A 17,806-nucleotide genomic window follows, 5' to 3' on the forward strand; every position below is an offset into this window, starting at 1 on the left:
GAGCTAGGGCTTCTTTAGGGGTGTAAAACACCAATGCTAATGCGCCGCTAGCCATTGATATACTTGATAATTTGCCTGTGAGACTATTTACAACGCTTTCCAATATGCTTGGATTATCGTTGCAATCCACATAACAACCTAACAATACAACTTCTGATTCATTCTTGTGGCCTGTATCGGCGCCAAGAAATTAGATATCGGTCTGCTTAGAAATAAGAAAATTACGCTTATTCTATGCATCTTCATTTCTGTATCTCTTAATTTTCAATCCCTTAGCTCACTTTACTGACTACTGTTGTGCATTTAAATTTTATGCGCTTAAAAATGTAACTTTGAGGCAATCTGATTTTCTGGTGGCTACTTTAGATCTTGCTGCCTACAAGCTTGATGTTTCTAATTTATGTGTTGATGGCTGCGTCTGTTCATCTAAGCTGATTGCACGACGAAAAATGGTGATTCGTCTTTTCCTTCTGATTGGATCTGTATGTCTTGTTAGACAATTAGCGTCGCATGAGTTTGCTTTAATCTCATTGGTTTCTTTCGGTGTTCTTTCTATGCTTAACAAATGGCTTGTATAACTAACACTGATCTATTTACTGTTTGCGTTATGTTCTTTGTACTTACATCGCGTCATACGAGCTATGCTCGATGGCTTAACTTGTTGTTGGTTCGAACCTAGGAAAATAACGAGCATAATCTCCTGTTATTCTCGGTGTATAAAAGTGTTACACGGTCACGATGTGGGATTTTTTGTCAGATTATTCAAAGAGTATGTATAGCGATAGCACTTCTACCGCTATACGAAATGTTGAGGCAATCTTGATGGGTTAAAATGGAGATGCGTGCGCACCATATTTAACATAAAACCAAATGATTAGGCTTTTCTATGGTGCGCAAGTTACGTTGTTTATCGTGGTAAATATCGGTACTAAATTGAAAATTAGGCTTTCTTATTCCCTTTTGATGTAAAACCTTGATGGGGAAAAACATTGCGGATTCGCTGTTGTACCTTTTTGGGTACTGACTTAGAAAATACTAATTTATGACCGGCACGTTGGCGGTATACTTTAAGTACACCATCAAATGGCTGTTTTTCCGCAATTTCAACGACATTATGTTGAAACTTTGCTGGGAAATGGCCCTTAAACTGCTCAATGTGACCCGCTTTAAAGGTGACTTTGAGTACCGGTCTATCGAATGCGACGAGCCAAAAAATGATAACAGCGGCAATAATAACAACGTATACCATCGGCTACACTCCTTTAGTCTGACAACAATTTGCTTAAATCTTGTTTTAAACTAGAAACAGTTTTAGATGCTTTTTCACTACGTGATGCTTCTGACAATAGATATTCAATCGCATCTGATAACGTACAGCCTAACTCTCCAGCGCGATAAGAAAGCTTTTCCCAAACGCGATAATCAAGATCAATGGATTTTTTCTTGGTGTGGATCTGCTCTGCATTAAAGTGACGTTTACGCTTAGCACGAATGGCTTGTTTAAGCTTGTTGTCGAGATCAAGAGCCATGTTATCTTCAATCCATTCGAGCACTTTGGTTGGTTCATGCTCTAGTAGACGCAATTCTTCCACTGCGTGCTTATCTTCACTGCTATCGATGTGGCGGGTGATTTTATCCCCATCCTTCCATTTTTTAATGAGATACTTCCACTTCCATCCGCATTCTAAATTTTCAAGTTGTTGATATTTCATTTTTAATCACCCAATCACGATATGGGTGACAGCGTAACCCATAGCTGCGATAGACTCAATCACCAACTGTATAAATATCGACTCAGATCTTGAAACGATAAGCAGGAATAATATTAGGATTCGCTATAACCTTATGCGCTTTTTCTATATAATTTGTCTCCTTTCTAAGTAACTGAATGTATCGAATGATCCAAGAAAAATGGCAAGCCGTCACGCCACAGTATAGTGAATATAACGCCTATATAGAGAACATGCCTTCTCTACCTCTCATTAACCTTGGTGAAGTGCAGCCTAGACTTTCGAAAACTATCGAAACATTCACACGGTTACCTGGCTTAAGTCGATTGTTAGTCCTCAATGTGCCTGATAATTCATTCTATCGTGAGCAGATTCAACAAATCGTCATGAGCAAAACGGACAAATCGGTTTTAGTCACAGAATCTCTGGATACTAAAACTTTGTTTGGCAGTTACAGTGCTGATCATGACGGTAATGTCATCGTAAAAAAACAAGGATTACTCGAAAAAGCCGCAGATGGTTTTTTAATCATGCCAATCAATGTACTACTCGCGAATCCTGCCAGCTGGCCTGCTTTACGATCTGCATTGTTAGCGAACCATGCTCAAGCCATTAATAGCAACCTATCAAAACCCGCAATCAGTGAACCAGCATATCAAACACACTGCAAAATCATCCTAACTGGTGATCGCGCACAGATTGCTGATTTTGAGTATCTAGAGCCTGAACTGTATTCAGGCTTAGCTTTATACAGCGAGCTTGAGCTTGAAATTGGTTTAAGCACAGAAACCATTGAGTCTTATCTTGGGCACTTAAACTGGATCGCAGATAAATTTCACTTTCCAACGCTGACGGCTGATGCGATTCATCGCTTAATGACCGCTGGCGCACGATTTACTGAAGATCAGCGTTATATGCCACTGGATATTATGTGGTATTTAGGCTTGTTCCATGAAGCGAGTCTTGACGTCACAACCTCTCAACTCGATGAGTCTGATATCGATCGCACGTTCGAAGCCAAATACTATCGTGAAGCTTATCTACCTGAACGTGCTCGTTCGGATATTCTCGATGGGCAAGTCATTATTGAAACGCAAGGTGAATGTGTTGGTCAAGTGAATGGCCTAACCGTGATTGATATCCCAGGACACCCGCAATCCTATGGTGAGCCGGCTCGTATTTCCTGTGTCATTCACTTCGGTGACGGCGATATTTCGGATGTTGAACGTAAAGCGGAACTCGGTGGCAATCTGCACGCAAAAGGCATGATGATCATGCAAGCATTCGTGGCAAGTGCTCTGAAATTAGAAGAACCATTACCCTACTCTGCTTCGGTTGTTTTTGAACAGTCCTACTGTGAAGTTGATGGTGACAGTGCAACGTTAGCTGAATTGTGTTCATTTGTGAGTGCGCTATCGGAGTACCCAATCAATCAGCAGATTGCCGTCACAGGTGCAGTCGATCAGTTTGGTAAAGTGCAAGCGGTTGGCGGTTTAAATGAGAAGATTGAAGGCTTCTACCACGTCTGCAAACACCAAGGTTTTACGGGTAACCAAGGTGTGATCCTACCGAAAACCAATTTAAAACATCTCGCACTTCACAAAGATGTGGTTGAGAGCATCAAGAATAACGAATTTCATATATGGTCTGTCGAAACTGTTGATCAAGCGATTCCAATCATCATGGGTAAACCATTCCGCGGTGACGATGAGGAAAGTGTCATCAGCATGATTGCGCAACGTATTGAAAACTTTGAAAGAGATGTTCATCCTATTTCGCTGTTAGAGCGTGTAAAGAACTGGTTTGCTTAGTACTGATCGGACTTGTTTGGCGTACACGTGTTCTCTAATATGCAGGTATCAAAAATTGGAGTAATTGATAATGCAAAACAAACGTGAATCGTACAATCGCGAAGATCTTCTAGCGTCAAGTCAAGGTACGCTATTTGGTGAAGGCTATCCTCAACTTCCTGCACCAAACATGCTAATGATGGATCGCATCGCCAAAATGTCTGAAACCGAAGGTGATTTTGGTAAAGGCCTGATCTTAGCAGAACTCGATATCACGCCAGATTTGTGGTTCTTTGATTGCCACTTCCCTGGTGACCCTGTAATGCCTGGCTGTCTTGGTTTGGATGCAATGTGGCAGTTGGTTGGTTTCTACCTTGGTTGGGTTGGCGGCAAAGGCAAAGGCCGTGCATTGGGTGTTGGTGAAGTTAAGTTCACGGGACAGATCTTACCAACAGCGAAGAAAGTGACTTATGAAATTCACATGAAACGCGTAGTAAACCGTCGCTTGGTGATGGGTTTAGCCGATGGCCGTGTGCTTGTTGATGGTAAAGAGATTTACGTTGCGAAAGATTTAAAAGTCGGTCTTTTCCAAGATACGTCTGCATTCTAAGTAATTAAGTTTTTAAAGCGATTCAGTTGAGTCGCTTTTTTGTTTAATAACTCTTTAGTTATAGTGCGCTAAGCATATATTATAAAGCCCCTTTCGGGGCTCAGTTCCTTAGTGTATGTGAAGAGAGGGTCTATTTATACAAACCAGACATTTTATCATCTCTGGCGTCACGCCAACCACCAAGCCAGTAAGATCGAGCATCCATCTGTTGATACGGACAGTTTTCCGTTGAACGGCCATTTAGGCCAGCTTTGTATCCTTGAGATTGCGCTCGTTCTAGGCGGTCACGCTTTTGTCTCTTCATAGTGTCGTCCTCATACAATATGTTTTTGCTACCGTACTACTACTAACATTGTGGCGCTTTGATTACACCACTATTAAAGAATCGATCAAAAACGGCACTTTCTCAAGGTATAAAAAAAGCACAGGTCCAAAAGTGTGAACCTGTGCCCTCATTTACATTTTGATAAACTATTTTCTGCGGAAACCCAGCAGAGTTAACAGACCAAGCGCTAGCCAGCCTAGTGAGCCACCTTCACGTTTAACCGTACCCGATTCGCTGTTTGCCGAATAGCCACGAGCTGAAATAGAACGCTCTGTTGCATTCGCGATAGGGATCAATTTTACGGCAGCGACGGTTTCAGCGCCGATTTTCCCACCTTGACAAAGTGAGTCATGATCTGAGGTGTCATACCCACCTTCACATTTCAGTGCTGTGGCTGAGATGATACCGGCATCATTAATATCACTTGCATCAATGATACGGAATTCATTATTTGCGTTGAGACCGTTAGTTAAATCATCAAGTAGCCATGAGCGGTTTTGGAAGATCTGAGCGCGGCTAGAATCCGTACCCGTTAGATTGAGAGGATTAATAAAACCACGTTTTGGTCTAGGTGTTCCATCAATTTCACGTCCCGTAGTCATATCTACACTACCGACCACTTCATTGAAGTTGTTTATCGCACCAAGCGTACCACCGGCTTCATTAGCAAACACACCGCCAGAAAAATAAGTCGCTGACGGATTCGCAATATTACTTACGTAAAACAATCTGTTTGCGGCTGAACCATTTGCAGGATTTGACTTGGAAAGTTTAGCACTACCTACGGCTATTTTATTATCGTTAATAGATGAAACTACGGAATTGGTAAAGATGTAATCAGAGCCGCCTCTCGCGTTGGCTACAGGAGTACTCGTAATTTTATTGTTATCTGCGATATCAGCGACATTTGCCGAATAAATCGTCGCATCCATACGTTGGTCACTATAAGTGTTATAACCAACAGCATAGAACTTACCACTATCAATGATAAAGTCACGGATACTAGCCTGACCGAGGCGATTATCGGATAGATCATATCCACCAGAACCAAACTTGAGCTCGGTCGCTGCTGAACCATGCCAAATAACGGCTTGTGAATAGAACCAAGTTCCTTCATCGTTAACTCTTTCTCTGGAGACACTTCCTACTGTATAAGTACCATCTGTCTTCCAAGCATGAGTTTCAACAATCGCTGGACTTGCGCCCAGACCAACTAGACTCGAACTCGAAAATGCTTCATTCCGCACAGAACCCACACGTTTGTTACCTACTGGCTCTCCAGTAACGGCAATACTATTAATTACCGCATTTGTGCTAGAAACTGCTGCGCTGCCTTCAACAAAAGCGAGTGAATTCGGCACACTGCCGTCGTCCTTGGCATAACCCGCATACTGTTTTTTTGCCCAAGTATCACAAATCGCGTAGCCAAGTTGACCATCACAGTAATTTTCAAACTCTGCTTGATCATAAGGAGAATAATCAAAGCCATTGTCCATCGCGAAAGGGACTTCTTCACGGTAACTAAGGCCTGCTGGCCAATTGCGCGTTTCAGCAGAAATTTTAGAATCCGGACAAGAATAAGTATTATCGAAACAACCAAGAGGGTTACCACCAGGAACCGTTACAGATTCAACGGAAGTACCATGATACTCGGTTTTATACCCACCCAATCCATAAGCGTCTGTTGCTGATTCGTTAATCTCAACGACGTTATACAAAGCTGCTTGTGCGCCGAAGGATGCCGCGATCGTCGCGGCAATGGCTGAAATTTTAAATATGTTACTTCTCATGTAAACCTTAACTTTCCTGTTGCATTGCTTCGAGCTCTTCCCATCGTTCGAAAGCAATTTCAAGCTCCTGCTCTAAAGCAGCCAGCTTATCTAATACTGTTTGAGTTTGCTCAACGGGCTGTGCGAAAAAGTCACTGCTGTTCACCGTCTGTTGCATCTGCTCAATCTCTTCTTCCAACTGCTCAAGCTGTGCTGGCAGAGTTTCAAGTTCGCGCTGTAGTTTATAGGATAACTTCTTCGGCTTAGCCGTTACAGGAGCGGATTTGAGACTTGCCTCAACTACCGGCTTTGCTTTTGCTGGTTTTTCAGGCGTTCGTGATTTCAAAACTTGTGAACGTTGTTGCTGCGCATCATGGTAGCCACCCACAAATTCTTCAATTTTACCGTTGCCTTCAAAAATCCAACTGGTCATTACCGTGTTGTCCACAAACTGACGATCGTGGCTCACCAACAACAATGTACCCTGATAGTTGGCAAGCAAATCTTCTAAAAGTTCCAACGTTTCGATATCTAAATCGTTGGTTGGTTCATCAAGAATCAGCAAGTTATTTGGTTTAAGGAAGATACGAGCCAATAAAAGACGGTTTTTCTCGCCGCCTGATAGCGCTTTAACAGGGGTACGCGCACGGTGAGGTGCAAATAGGAAATCTTGTAAGTAACTTAATGCGTGGCGAGGTTTACCATTAACAGTGACTTCTTGCTTACCGTCGGCCAAGTTATCGATCACTGATTTTTCTGGGTCCAGAATTTCGCGATATTGATCGAAGTACGCAACTTCTAATTTGGTGCCACAGTGCAGACGACCAGAGTCGGCTTCAAGGTTGCCAAGCAGCAGTTTCAACAGTGTACTCTTACCACAACCGTTGGCGCCGATAAGTGCAATGCGATCACCGCGCATAATGTTGAAAGAGAAATCTGAAACGATCTGCTTACCATCAATCGCATAATGCAAGTTTTCCGCTTCGAAAACGATCTTACCTGAACGGCTCGCGTCGTCGATTTGAATAACCGCTTTGCCCTGCACTTCACGGCGGTTTGAACGCTCTTCACGTAGTGCTTTCAGGGCGCGTACACGACCTTCGTTACGAGTACGGCGAGCTTTGATGCCTTGACGAATCCACACTTCTTCTTGAGCGAGCTTTTTATCAAATTCAGCATTTTGCATTTCTTGTACGCGCAGCATCTCTTCTTTATCGACAAGATACTGATCGTAATTACCTGGGAATGAGGCTAGTTGACCACGATCGAGATCGATAATACGAGTCGCCATCGACTTGATAAATGCACGGTCGTGGGAAATGAAAATGATCGAACCACGGAAATCTTTGAGGAAGTTCTCTAACCATTCAATCGTAGTCACATCTAAGTGGTTGGTTGGTTCGTCGAGTAGCAATACATCAGGATCGCGAACCAGCGCACGCGCAAGTGCCGCTTTACGCTGCCAACCACCGGACAAATCCGTTAGTTTCGTGTGAGCATCAAGCTTAAGGGACTCAAGCACATTGTTAATACGATCTTCAAAACGCCACGCGTTTAAGTGATCAAGTTTCTCTTGAACACGAGACAGTTTATTAATGTTCTTTTCGCTTGGATCAACCGCGATCAAATCCAAAATGTCGTGGTATTCTTTTAAGAACTCACCCACTTCAGCTAAGCCACCAGATACGTAATCGAATACGGTGCCTTCTTCATTACGCGGTGGATCTTGTTCCAAGCGTGAAACAACCACATCTTGGGTAATGGTTAGTTTGCCATCATCCATCAATACATCGCCCGCAATCACCTTCATTAGAGTTGATTTACCAGCACCGTTTCGACCCACAAGACAGACGCGTTCGTTTTCTTGTAGGGCAAAATCTGCTTTGTCGAGCAATGGGTGGTCGCCAAATGCTAGCGAGCCATTATTTATTGTAAGTAATGCCATTATTGTCTAACCAAATTTGTAATTGTGGTGAATCGAAAGGCCAATTGAGTTCATTGCCTTGATAATTGAGGACGGGAATCGTGACCCCGTAACGAGAGAATAGCTCATCGTCGAAGGCGATATCAACAACAGCAACTTCAATATCAAGTTGCTGCGTTAACTCAAATGCCATCTCACAGAGATGGCATCCTTCAGTACTATAAAGTGTAATCAATCCCTTGCCCTTATAGTGTTATGCGTCTTTATGGGTAACAAGCCAGCAATTATGGATATGCTTGTTACGAGAGAAATCCAAAGGCAACGTCTGTGCAGAAATGTTCTTCGCTTGTAGGCCCAGTTCTTCAAGTTGCTCAAGATCCATTTTGAACTGACGTTTGTTGTTCGAGAATACGATCGTGCCTTGTGCTTTAAGCAAACGCTTCAGGTTTTTCATTAACTGAATGTGGTCACGTTGAACATCAAACGATTGTTCCATACGTTTTGAGTTAGAAAACGTTGGTGGGTCAATGAAGATAAGATCGTAACTGGTGGTTGCTTTTTCTAACCACTGCAGGCAATCCGCTTGAACATATTGATGCTGGCGGCCAACTTGACCGTTTAGCTGCATGTTCTCTTTTGCCCACTCTAGATAGGTATTAGACATATCGACAGTAGTCGTTGAACGTGCACCGCCATTGGCTGCATGTACCGTCGCAGAACCAGTGTAAGCAAACAGGTTAAGGAAATCTTTTCCTGCTGCCATTTCACCGAGGCGACGACGAGTCAATTTATGATCCAAGAATAAGCCAGTGTCTAAGTAATCATGTAGGTTGACGATAAGCTTCGCACCATACTCGTTTACTTCCAGCTTTTCAGACTGTTGAGACAGTTTTTGATACTGTGAACGACCTTTTTGCTTTTCACGCGTTTTGAGTACCACTTTGTTCGCATTGGTACCGGTCACTTGGATAGATGCACGGATGATATCCGTCAGGCGACGTTTCGCTTTTTCTTCAGGAACATCTTTTGGCGCTGCGTACTCTTGAATAACCAGTTGATCAAGATAAACATCGATCGCCACATTGTATTCAGGCAGATCCGCATCATAAATACGGTAGCAATCTAACTCTTCTTTGCGTGCCCATTTAGCAATTTTGCCAATGTTCTTTTTCAGGCGGTTAGCAAAGTCTGGTGCAATCACGGTTTCAGTGACATTGTCACTACCCGCTTCTACTACGCGAGCCGAGATTTGGTAGTTCTTTTGGTGACACGGTAACGCACCATTATTCAATTTGAACTGCTTATCTGCACGCATACGCAAACAACTTAGCAACTCATCAGAACCAGAGAAGATTGATGCTTGGCAACCGCCAAATTCAGATTTAAGCTGCGCACCGAACGCGGTGTACAGTGCAATCAAACCAGGATGGCTACCTAAACGTTCACCATAAGGTGGGTTACAAACAATCACACCCTCACCAAACTCTTGTGGTTTCTTAAGCAGTGCAGCATCACCCAACTCAAAGTTTACGATATCTGCAACACCAGCACGGCGCGCGTTATCACGTGCGGTTTTTAATACGCGTTCATCGTTGTCGAAACCAAAGAATTTAGTGTCAAGTTTATTGACGCCACGACGTGCTTGTACACTCGCTTCAGACTTCAGTTCCATCCAGGTATCAGCATCAAAATCTTCTAGTGACTCAAAGCCCCAAGTCTTACGGTTCACACCTGGCGCCATATTAGCCGCCATCATTGCCGCTTCAATTACTAGCGTACCTGAACCGCACATTGGGTCGAGGAAGTTCTTACTCGCATTCCAGCCACTGCGCAGGATAACCGCCGCCGCTAGGGTTTCACGCAAAGGTGCACGACCAGCTTCTTCACGGTAACCACGCTGGTGCAAACCGCGACCAACCATATCGATACCAAGAATCGCTTTATCTTTATGAAGACGAACATGAATACGAAGATCAGCAAGATCTTTACTGATCGACGGTCTTGGAAGGCTCTTCTTAGTAAAGCAATCCACTATCGCATCTTTTACTTTCATTGCGCCGTATTGGCTGTTACGAATTTCATTGTTGGTACCGTTGAAATCAACAACCAATTTTTTGGAGCTATGGAAATGATTTACCCAGTTCACAGCCGAAGCCGCTAGGTACAAGTCCATGTCATCCTGACAGGTAAATTCAGACAAAATACGGACAAAACGTGATGCAAGGCGACTCCATAAACAACAACGATAGATCTGTTCGTTAGTTGCTTTGAATCTCACCCCAGCCTGCACTGGTTTTGCATTGGTTATGCCTAGTTTTGTAAGTTCTTCTACCAACAGGTTCTCTAACCCGTTTGAAGTTACCGCAAGATATTGATGCATAGTGTTCTAATGTTTGTTTGAAATGACCTCTCATTATACCCGACACAGCGCACATTTCGTTAATTGATTCGCATTTTTCTCACTCAAAAACCTTCAGACGCTCATCATTCCACCAGCCGCAAATAAACATCCCGAATTTTTACACTACCAACAGCCTCTCAAAATCTTTGACCAACAGTCATCGCTCTCAGCGATAGTGAATACTTATTCACACCAATTCTGGTCTATACCACCTGTCATTTATAGCTGTAATTTAGTTACTAAAACCACCTAATTGGGGAATTTTCTATTTGGCAATGACTTAAGAGGAAATAATTGCTGCACAAAAAATGTCTAATTTGCGCAATTTTTGGAAGATTTATCACAACGAAATCAACCCGATTGGAGGGTAATTAGCGCATTAAATGGAGGGGGGTCTCTATTGTTCGCACAATAGAAACAAAAAAAGTCGGCACTTGGCCGACGAGAAATGATACTAAAAGGAACGAAACTATCTCTAAGGAGAACTATCTACACGAGAAAAACGTATGGTATTGAGAGAAACTACCCCACTAATCTCATTGGTTGTGTAAGGAACTGATGACTAATGATTTGCATACGGTCATGCATTACTTTTATCGCTTCGCCATATTGAATCGATTTGACACCATTAAGGTTGAATTCGTCCAAATTAATTGACGCACAAAGACTGGCGCACTCACCCACTTCTAAAACGATAAAAGCACCGTGGCCATGACTATTTTCTAATCTAACGAAGTCACCTTCAACCGGAGTACAAGAGCCATCAGACAAGCTGTCAAAGAACCAGCTTTTCGGTTGTACCGGTTTGTGGAAGCGTTTTGCTGCAACACAGTACAATGCCAACTGTGCTTGCCTTGGTTCAGAGAGTTCTAGGTGAGCAATCTGTTCTTTATAAGTTTGGTAAGCAGAAGCATCATCAACCGAAAATTCATTGACGCCTACTGCACACTCAACAATCAACTTACGAGAAAGGTTTGTTTTGAATACCATTTCATTGCCGAGATCGAGCATCAAGTGCTGATCAGCATCATCATAGTACCAAGTCCATTTGTCACTGGGTTTAAGCATCGTCCAATCTCTATGTTTGGGTTAATTTAGGTAAAACGCTTAATTACCTTCCAACATTTAGCCAAAGTGTATGCTCAGACAGAGAAAAAAAAAGAGGAAATGATTTCTCACTTCCTCTTCGATAGAACTTATGTGAATCAGTAATTCATTGTGACAGCGTCACGACTGATTAGATATTTTTGACGATCTCTTTAACGAGACCTGGACCATGGTAAATAAATCCAGTGTAAACTTGCACCAGTTTTGCACCCGCCATCATTTTCTCTTTCGCCGCGACAAAAGAATCAACACCGCCCACCCCAATAATTGGCAGTTTATCGCCCAACTCTTGATGAAGACGACGAACAACTTCGGTACTACGCAATTGTACAGGACGACCACTTAAGCCCCCTGCTTCATTGGCATTTTTCATGCCTTCAACAATTGAACGATCTAATGTGGTATTGGTTGCAATGACACCATCAATACCATTCGCAATCAATGACTGACAAATTTGACTGATTTCATCATCGCTCAGATCTGGGGCAATTTTTAGAGCGAGCGGAACGTACTTATTATGTTTCTCAGCAAGTTCAGCTTGTTTTGCTTTTAATGAAGAAAGTAGTTCATCTAAAGCTTCACCATACTGTAGAGAACGTAGTCCCGGAGTATTTGGTGATGAGATGTTTACAGCGATATAGCCTGCATATTGGTAAACCTTCTCCATACAGATCAAATAATCTTCTGTGCCCTTTTCAATTGGTGTGTCCTTGTTCTTACCGATGTTAATGCCAAGTACGCAATCAAATTTTGCTTTCTTAACATTCTCAATCAGATGATCAACACCTAGGTTGTTAAAACCCATACGGTTGATAATACCTTCTGCATCAAGCAGACGGAAAAGACGAGGTTTATCATTACCAGATTGTGGACGCGGAGTGACCGTTCCCACTTCAATGAAGCCAAAGCCCATTGCATCGAATGCTTCAATACATTCGCCATTTTTATCCAGACCAGCCGCAAGACCAACAGGGTTACGGAAAGTAAGCCCCATACATTCTACTGGACGGTGTGGAAGTTGTTGACGATAGAAGAGATCGAGTGGAGTGCCGTTGAAACGTTTGAAGTTTTCGATTGCAAGATCATGTGCCTTTTCGGCATCAAGTTGAAAAAAGCCAGTCCTGGCTAGACGGTAAAGCATTGTGCCTCCGAAAGAAAAAAGCCCCGTATAAACGGGGACTTATTATTTACTCATTTGAAGAACAATTCAAATTTAAAAGCATTAATTCCCGCAATGCGACCGAGAATTTTGCAAATTCATGCACTGAGCCCACTTTAAACTCATTCAGAATGTTCTCCCAACGATGTAAAGAGACTTCATTCGAGCTAATCCAATCTTCTAATGCTTGAATTTCATCGATCTCTTCGGGGTGGCAACCGCAACTTAAAACTTGTCCGGTAAGTTGACGTTGCTGCCAATCGAGATCTTCCCTAAAGGCTGCTCGTGCTAATGCTTGCCAATGATTATCTACCGCTTGGCCATTGATTTGTTTCAAGAACCAATGCAATGACAATCTATCACCTAAGTTAAAGTACAGTTTCGCAGTTTTCTCAATAGAAATGCCCTTTTCACGAGATACTGTGGATATATCCAGCACTGAGTATAAACTTGATAAACGCGCCACATAATTGGCTAACTCTGAACAAATGCCTTGTTTAACCCAGACATCCGCAACATCGTTATGTTCCCTAACCTCATTTTCAACCAGTAAACTATCTAGAGAGGCTTTCACTTTTGATACATCAGCTTGGTACAACTCAATCAACGCAGTTACTGATTGTTTACCACTACGATTGCGAAGTAACCAACGAGACAATCGACGTAGAGTACGACGGACATAAAACATCATTTCATACTGAGCTGATGTGGATGCCGTGTTATCAAGTTCACGTAATTGCTTCATGACTTCCGCTAAACCGAAGATTTCTCTGGAAGCGGCGTAAGCATTAGCAATATCGACAACATTTGCTCCGGTTTCTTCCTGTAAGCGGGTCGCAAAATTGCATCCCATTTCATTAACCATCTGGTTTGCTAAAGAAGTGGCGATAATTTCACGACGTAATGGGTGATCGGCCATTGCTTTTTCATAGTTACGTCGTAACTTAGTTGGGAAGTATTGAACCAGCTGTTCGGCATGATAACGGTCGTTAGCGATATCTTCATGGACCAATTCTTCTTTCAACACCATTTTACCGTAAGCAATAAGCACGGAAATCTCAGGTCTGGTCAGGGCTAAACCTTGTTTTTCCCTCTCCAATAACGTTTCATCATCCGGAATGTATTCGAGTGCACGGTCCAAATGTCCTGCTTTCTCTAAGGTATGAATAAAACGTATCTGCTCTTTGACTAAGGAAACCCCTTGATGCTCGGTCACAGAAATCGTTTCGGCTTGGCAATAAGCATCTTCTAATACGATCTCTCCTACCTCATCTTCCATCGATTCTAAGATCGTATTGCGCTGTTTGATCGTCATATCGCCATTCGCGACAAGACCATTCAAAAAGATCTTTATGTTCACTTCGTTATCGGAACAATCTACACCACCGACATTATCAACAAAATCGGTATTCACACGCCCACCAGCCAAAGCAAATTCAATTCGCCCTAACTGAGTCATACCTAAGTTACCACCTTCACCAACAATTTTGGCGCGTAGATCGCGGCCATCGATACGCAGCATGTCATTGGCGCGATCACCCACATCGGTATGGGTTTCCGTCGCGGCTTTGACATAAGTTCCTATTCCGCCGTTCCACAGTAGATCAACCGGCATCGTCAAGATCATCTTAATCAGATCATTCGGTGCCAATGATGCTTTCTTCGTACCAAGCAGTTTTTGAATTTCCGGCGTCAACGTAATGGATTTAGCTCGGCGAGAGAAAATGCCACCACCTTTAGAGATCAATTTCGGGTTATAGTCTTCCCAACTCGAACGCGGCAAATTAAATAGACGTTCGCGCTCTTGCCAACTACGTGCTGAATCGGGTGTTGGGTCAATAAAGATGTGCATATGGTTAAACGCTGCGACCATTTGGGTATGTTTCGATAGCAGCATGCCATTACCAAAAACATCTCCCGCCATGTCACCAATACCAATCGCCGTAAAATCGGTGGTTTGACAATTAATGCCCATTTCACGGAAATGACGCTTAACCGATTCCCAGCCACCTTTAGCAGTAATCCCCATCGCTTTATGGTCATAACCATTTGAACCGCCGGAAGCAAAGGCATCACCTAACCAGAAGTTATACTCTGCCGAGACTGAGTTTGCGAGATCCGAGAACGTCGCTGTGCCTTTATCTGCTGCTACAACCAAATAGGGATCATCTTCATCATGACGAACGACATTTGCTGGCGAAATCACTTCTCCTTCAATGATGTTATCGGAAACATCTAACAGTGCTCGGATAAAACGTTTATAGCAGCGTTGACCTTCAGCAAAAATTTCATCACGTGAAGTGAGATTTGGCTGACGTTTACAAACAAACCCACCTTTAGCGCCCACAGGGACGATAACGGTATTTTTAACTTGTTGTGCTTTTACCAAGCCAAGAATTTCAGTGCGAAAATCTTCTTGTCGATCTGACCAACGCAAACCACCACGGGCCACTTTACCACCACGTAGGTGCACACCTTCAATATCTGGCGCGTAGACAAAGATTTCAAATGCTGGCACCGGCTGCGGGATCTCTGGTATATCACGCGGTTTAAGTTTCAATGATAACCATGGTTTCGGTTGCTTATTCTCATCAAGCTGATAATAGTTAGTTCGTAGTGTGGCACTGATCATTTCCATATAACGACGAATGATACGATCGTCATCTAAGCTTTCGACCAAATCTAACTTATCGGTGATCTTTGCGATAATGTCGGCTTTCGCTTTTCCACTATTTTTCGCCTTTGGATCAAAGCGTTTTTTGAATAACTTCACTAGATCACTGGCAAGATCCGGATGATGAGTCAGTGTATCTTCGATGTATTGTTGACTGAACGGAAAACCGACCTGACGCATATAGCGTGCATAGGCACGTAGAATGGAGATTTCACGTCCGGTTAATGATGCACCCAGTACCAGATGGTTAAATCCATCGCTCTCTAAGTCGCCATGCCATACAGCAGAGAAAGCTTGTTGGAAACGATCGCGCGCTTCACGAAGATCAACGCTCCTATCACTCTTATGAAGCATCGAAAAATCTAAGATCCAGTAGACTTGTCCATTGGCCTTTCTTACTTCATAAGGTGATTCACCAATCACCCGCAAACCGAGATTTTCGAGCATCGGCATCACATCAGAGAGATGGATTGGTTCATCACGATGATAGAGTTTTAAGCGTACTGCTTTGGAATCTTTGGTTAATTCTTGTGGGCGGTAAAACAGCATACCCAATTTATGATCATCACTGAGTGACTCTAAACGTTCAATGTCTGCCACCGACGAACCCGGCATCACATCTTCTTTATATGAACGTGGAAATGCTCGCATATATTCTTTGGAAAGTGGCAGCCCTTTACTCTCTCCGTAGTTAGCAATGATCGCTTCTGACAAACGGTCATCCCAAGTCGATGATGCTTCCATCAAGTTCCGTTCTATTGCTTTGACATCAATATCCATATTGTTGTTATCTACCCGAACGATATAGTGAGTTCTCGCCAACGGGCTCTCTGAGAAGTAAGTGGTAAATTCCACTTCTTGTTCACAGCCAAAATACTGTTTGAAAATACGTTGAGTCTGACGACGAAGCTCGGTGTTATATCGATCTTTTGCCACATACACCATACAGCTAAAAAAGCGACCAAAAGGATCTCGTCGAACAAACAGACGTAGCATATCTCGGTCTTGCATCTGTACGACGCCCATCCCGACTTCGAGTAACTCTTCTTCGCGGGCTTGCAACAATTCGTCGCGTGGGTAATTCTCTAGAATATTGTGTAGTGCTTTGAAGGAGTATGAACCTTGACGATAACGACTAGCTGTTAAGATGCGCTCTACTTTTTCTCTGATCAACGGAATACCAGCCACACTCTGGTTATAAACCGCAGAGGTATAAAGACCAGTAAAACGGTGTTCACCAATCACTTTGCCATCTTTATCAAATTTCTTAATACCAATATAGTCTGTATAAGCTGGTCGATGTATACGCGAAGGCGTGTTGCCTTTCGTAATGATGAGTAAAAACGGCTTTTGAGCTTCTAAGCGTGCGGAATCTGGAAAATCAGAAAGCTTAACACTGCGTACGTGACGAGGATTGGAAAATAAGCCGAGCCCTTTCTCTTGCGTTGGGCACAGTTCAATCTCATCTTCGCCGTTCACAAGGTCATATTCTTTGTACCCCATAAAGGTAAAGTTATGATCCCCTAACCAGCGGAGAAATTTGACCGTTTCATCATAATGATCTCGTTCGATCTCAAACTTGCCCTGTTGCTTCTCTACTTGATCCGTAACTTGTTTAAGTTTGTCGACCATCTTTTTCCAATCAGCGACAACCAACTCGGTATCACTCAAGATACTAATGAGCTCTTGTTTTAATGAGCTCATTGCTTCCTTATCGCTTAAGCGGTCAACTTCGATATGGAAAAGTGAGTACATTTCACCCTCACCATTATTGATCCCGACGATATCACCATGCTTAGAATGTTGTACTTGAGTTGGTCCATGAAGCATTAAGTGTGATGCAAGATCGAGGCGGTTCAATGCCATTTTTACCGAATCAACCAAAAATGGGCTATCGTGTACCACAATTTCCACAATAGTGTGCGTCGATTTCCAGCCTTGGCGACTGACAGTTGGATTGAATACGCGAACCGAAAATTCATTCGCCTGTTTATCATTGATATGGTGCCAAAGGCTAACAACCGCACCATAAAGATCTGATTCATTTCGTTCTATCAAATCGTCATGGGCAATATTACTAAAAAAGTGTTGAGCAAGCTGGGTTACTAAAGGTCGCTGAGCAAGGTCGAGTTTGTCTTGAATCAGTTGATAGACTTTTTCAAGCAGCACCGGCATTAAAGTGTCACGCGCGGTCATAATCACACTCCACTATTAGAATTGTATTTTGTAGGGATGTCATAAGGCACCATTGCTAGTTCTTAACTGGCTAGTTGAGCATAGCTAGTTTAAGCATAGTGCTTTATACGTTTGATGCCGT

At 42.9% G+C, this 17,806-nt stretch carries 12 protein-coding genes; 2 read left to right on the forward strand and 10 right to left on the reverse strand.

Features of this window, described 5'->3' with window-relative positions:
- Positions 1–940: 940 nt before the first annotated feature.
- Entirely contained in the window at positions 941–1,249 is a 309-nt protein-coding gene (locus RH88_RS14705; RefSeq protein WP_005597403.1) for a DUF3634 family protein, read from the reverse strand.
- A gap of 13 nt (positions 1,250–1,262) precedes the next feature.
- Positions 1,263–1,712, reverse strand: coding sequence for a macrodomain Ter protein MatP (gene matP / locus RH88_RS14710; protein WP_005597406.1), 450 nt, complete (start codon positions 1,710–1,712; stop codon positions 1,263–1,265).
- A 185-nt stretch (positions 1,713–1,897) separates the two neighbouring features.
- Between matP and RH88_RS14715 the strand changes: the two genes are divergently transcribed.
- Both RH88_RS14715 and fabA read left to right on the forward strand, forming a co-directional pair.
- The gene (locus RH88_RS14715; protein WP_005597409.1) at positions 1,898–3,541 is read left to right on the forward strand and encodes a S16 family serine protease; all 1,644 of its coding nucleotides are present in this window, start codon (positions 1,898–1,900) and stop codon (positions 3,539–3,541) included.
- Positions 3,542–3,611: 70 nt separating this feature from the next.
- Positions 3,612–4,130: a bifunctional 3-hydroxydecanoyl-ACP dehydratase/trans-2-decenoyl-ACP isomerase gene (gene fabA / locus RH88_RS14720; RefSeq protein WP_005597411.1), complete on the forward strand. Its 519-nt coding sequence runs from the start codon at positions 3,612–3,614 to the stop codon at positions 4,128–4,130.
- A 130-nt stretch (positions 4,131–4,260) separates the two neighbouring features.
- On the opposite strand, the gene rmf is transcribed toward fabA, so the two are convergent.
- The 8 genes from rmf to RH88_RS14760 form a co-directional block, all read right to left on the reverse strand.
- The gene (gene rmf, locus RH88_RS14725) at positions 4,261–4,434 is read right to left on the reverse strand and encodes a ribosome modulation factor (RefSeq protein ID WP_005597413.1); all 174 of its coding nucleotides are present in this window, start codon (positions 4,432–4,434) and stop codon (positions 4,261–4,263) included.
- Between the two features lie 167 nt (positions 4,435–4,601).
- Positions 4,602–6,245 carry a DUF3466 family protein gene (locus tag RH88_RS14730; RefSeq protein ID WP_005597415.1) on the reverse strand — a complete coding sequence of 548 codons (1,644 nt, stop codon included), beginning with the start codon at positions 6,243–6,245 and terminating at the stop codon, positions 4,602–4,604.
- Between the two features lie 7 nt (positions 6,246–6,252).
- Positions 6,253–8,169: an ABC transporter ATP-binding protein gene (locus RH88_RS14735; RefSeq protein ID WP_005597417.1), complete on the reverse strand. Its 1,917-nt coding sequence runs from the start codon at positions 8,167–8,169 to the stop codon at positions 6,253–6,255.
- Positions 8,147–8,383: a glutaredoxin family protein gene (locus RH88_RS14740; RefSeq protein ID WP_081467382.1), complete on the reverse strand. Its 237-nt coding sequence runs from the start codon at positions 8,381–8,383 to the stop codon at positions 8,147–8,149. Before RH88_RS14740 ends, RH88_RS14735 begins: the two co-directional genes overlap by 23 nt.
- 18 nt (positions 8,384–8,401) lie before the next feature.
- Positions 8,402–10,528, reverse strand: a complete 2,127-nt coding sequence (gene rlmKL / locus RH88_RS14745; protein WP_005597420.1) for a bifunctional 23S rRNA (guanine(2069)-N(7))-methyltransferase RlmK/23S rRNA (guanine(2445)-N(2))-methyltransferase RlmL — start codon at positions 10,526–10,528, stop codon at positions 8,402–8,404.
- Between the two features lie 543 nt (positions 10,529–11,071).
- Positions 11,072–11,617 carry a cell division protein ZapC gene (locus RH88_RS14750; protein WP_005597422.1) on the reverse strand — a complete coding sequence of 182 codons (546 nt, stop codon included), beginning with the start codon at positions 11,615–11,617 and terminating at the stop codon, positions 11,072–11,074.
- 169 nt (positions 11,618–11,786) lie between these two features.
- The gene (gene pyrD, locus RH88_RS14755) at positions 11,787–12,797 is read right to left on the reverse strand and encodes a quinone-dependent dihydroorotate dehydrogenase (protein ID WP_005597423.1); all 1,011 of its coding nucleotides are present in this window, start codon (positions 12,795–12,797) and stop codon (positions 11,787–11,789) included.
- A gap of 46 nt (positions 12,798–12,843) precedes the next feature.
- Positions 12,844–17,685, reverse strand: a complete 4,842-nt coding sequence (locus tag RH88_RS14760) for an NAD-glutamate dehydrogenase (protein WP_005597427.1) — start codon at positions 17,683–17,685, stop codon at positions 12,844–12,846.
- Between the last annotated feature and the right edge of the window lie 121 nt (positions 17,686–17,806).

The organism is Vibrio scophthalmi LMG 19158 (assembly GCF_000222585.1).
Classification (GTDB): Bacteria; Pseudomonadota; Gammaproteobacteria; order Enterobacterales; family Vibrionaceae; genus Vibrio; species Vibrio scophthalmi.

What these genes read in the sequence shown, in the direction of transcription:
- RH88_RS14760 (WP_005597427.1), bottom strand. Translation starts at nt 17,685, where the DNA reads ATGACCGCGCGTGACACTTTAATGCCGGTGCTGCTTGAAAAAGTCTAT.
- rmf (WP_005597413.1), bottom strand. Translation starts at nt 4,434, where the DNA reads ATGAAGAGACAAAAGCGTGACCGCCTAGAACGAGCGCAATCTCAAGGA.
- rlmKL (WP_005597420.1), bottom strand. Translation starts at nt 10,528, where the DNA reads ATGCATCAATATCTTGCGGTAACTTCAAACGGGTTAGAGAACCTGTTG.
- RH88_RS14730 (WP_005597415.1), bottom strand. Translation starts at nt 6,245, where the DNA reads ATGAGAAGTAACATATTTAAAATTTCAGCCATTGCCGCGACGATCGCG.
- matP (WP_005597406.1), bottom strand. Translation starts at nt 1,712, where the DNA reads ATGAAATATCAACAACTTGAAAATTTAGAATGCGGATGGAAGTGGAAG.
- RH88_RS14705 (WP_005597403.1), bottom strand. Translation starts at nt 1,249, where the DNA reads ATGGTATACGTTGTTATTATTGCCGCTGTTATCATTTTTTGGCTCGTC.
- RH88_RS14750 (WP_005597422.1), bottom strand. Translation starts at nt 11,617, where the DNA reads ATGCTTAAACCCAGTGACAAATGGACTTGGTACTATGATGATGCTGAT.
- fabA (WP_005597411.1), top strand. Translation starts at nt 3,612, where the DNA reads ATGCAAAACAAACGTGAATCGTACAATCGCGAAGATCTTCTAGCGTCA.
- RH88_RS14735 (WP_005597417.1), bottom strand. Translation starts at nt 8,169, where the DNA reads ATGGCATTACTTACAATAAATAATGGCTCGCTAGCATTTGGCGACCAC.
- pyrD (WP_005597423.1), bottom strand. Translation starts at nt 12,797, where the DNA reads ATGCTTTACCGTCTAGCCAGGACTGGCTTTTTTCAACTTGATGCCGAA.
- RH88_RS14715 (WP_005597409.1), top strand. Translation starts at nt 1,898, where the DNA reads ATGATCCAAGAAAAATGGCAAGCCGTCACGCCACAGTATAGTGAATAT.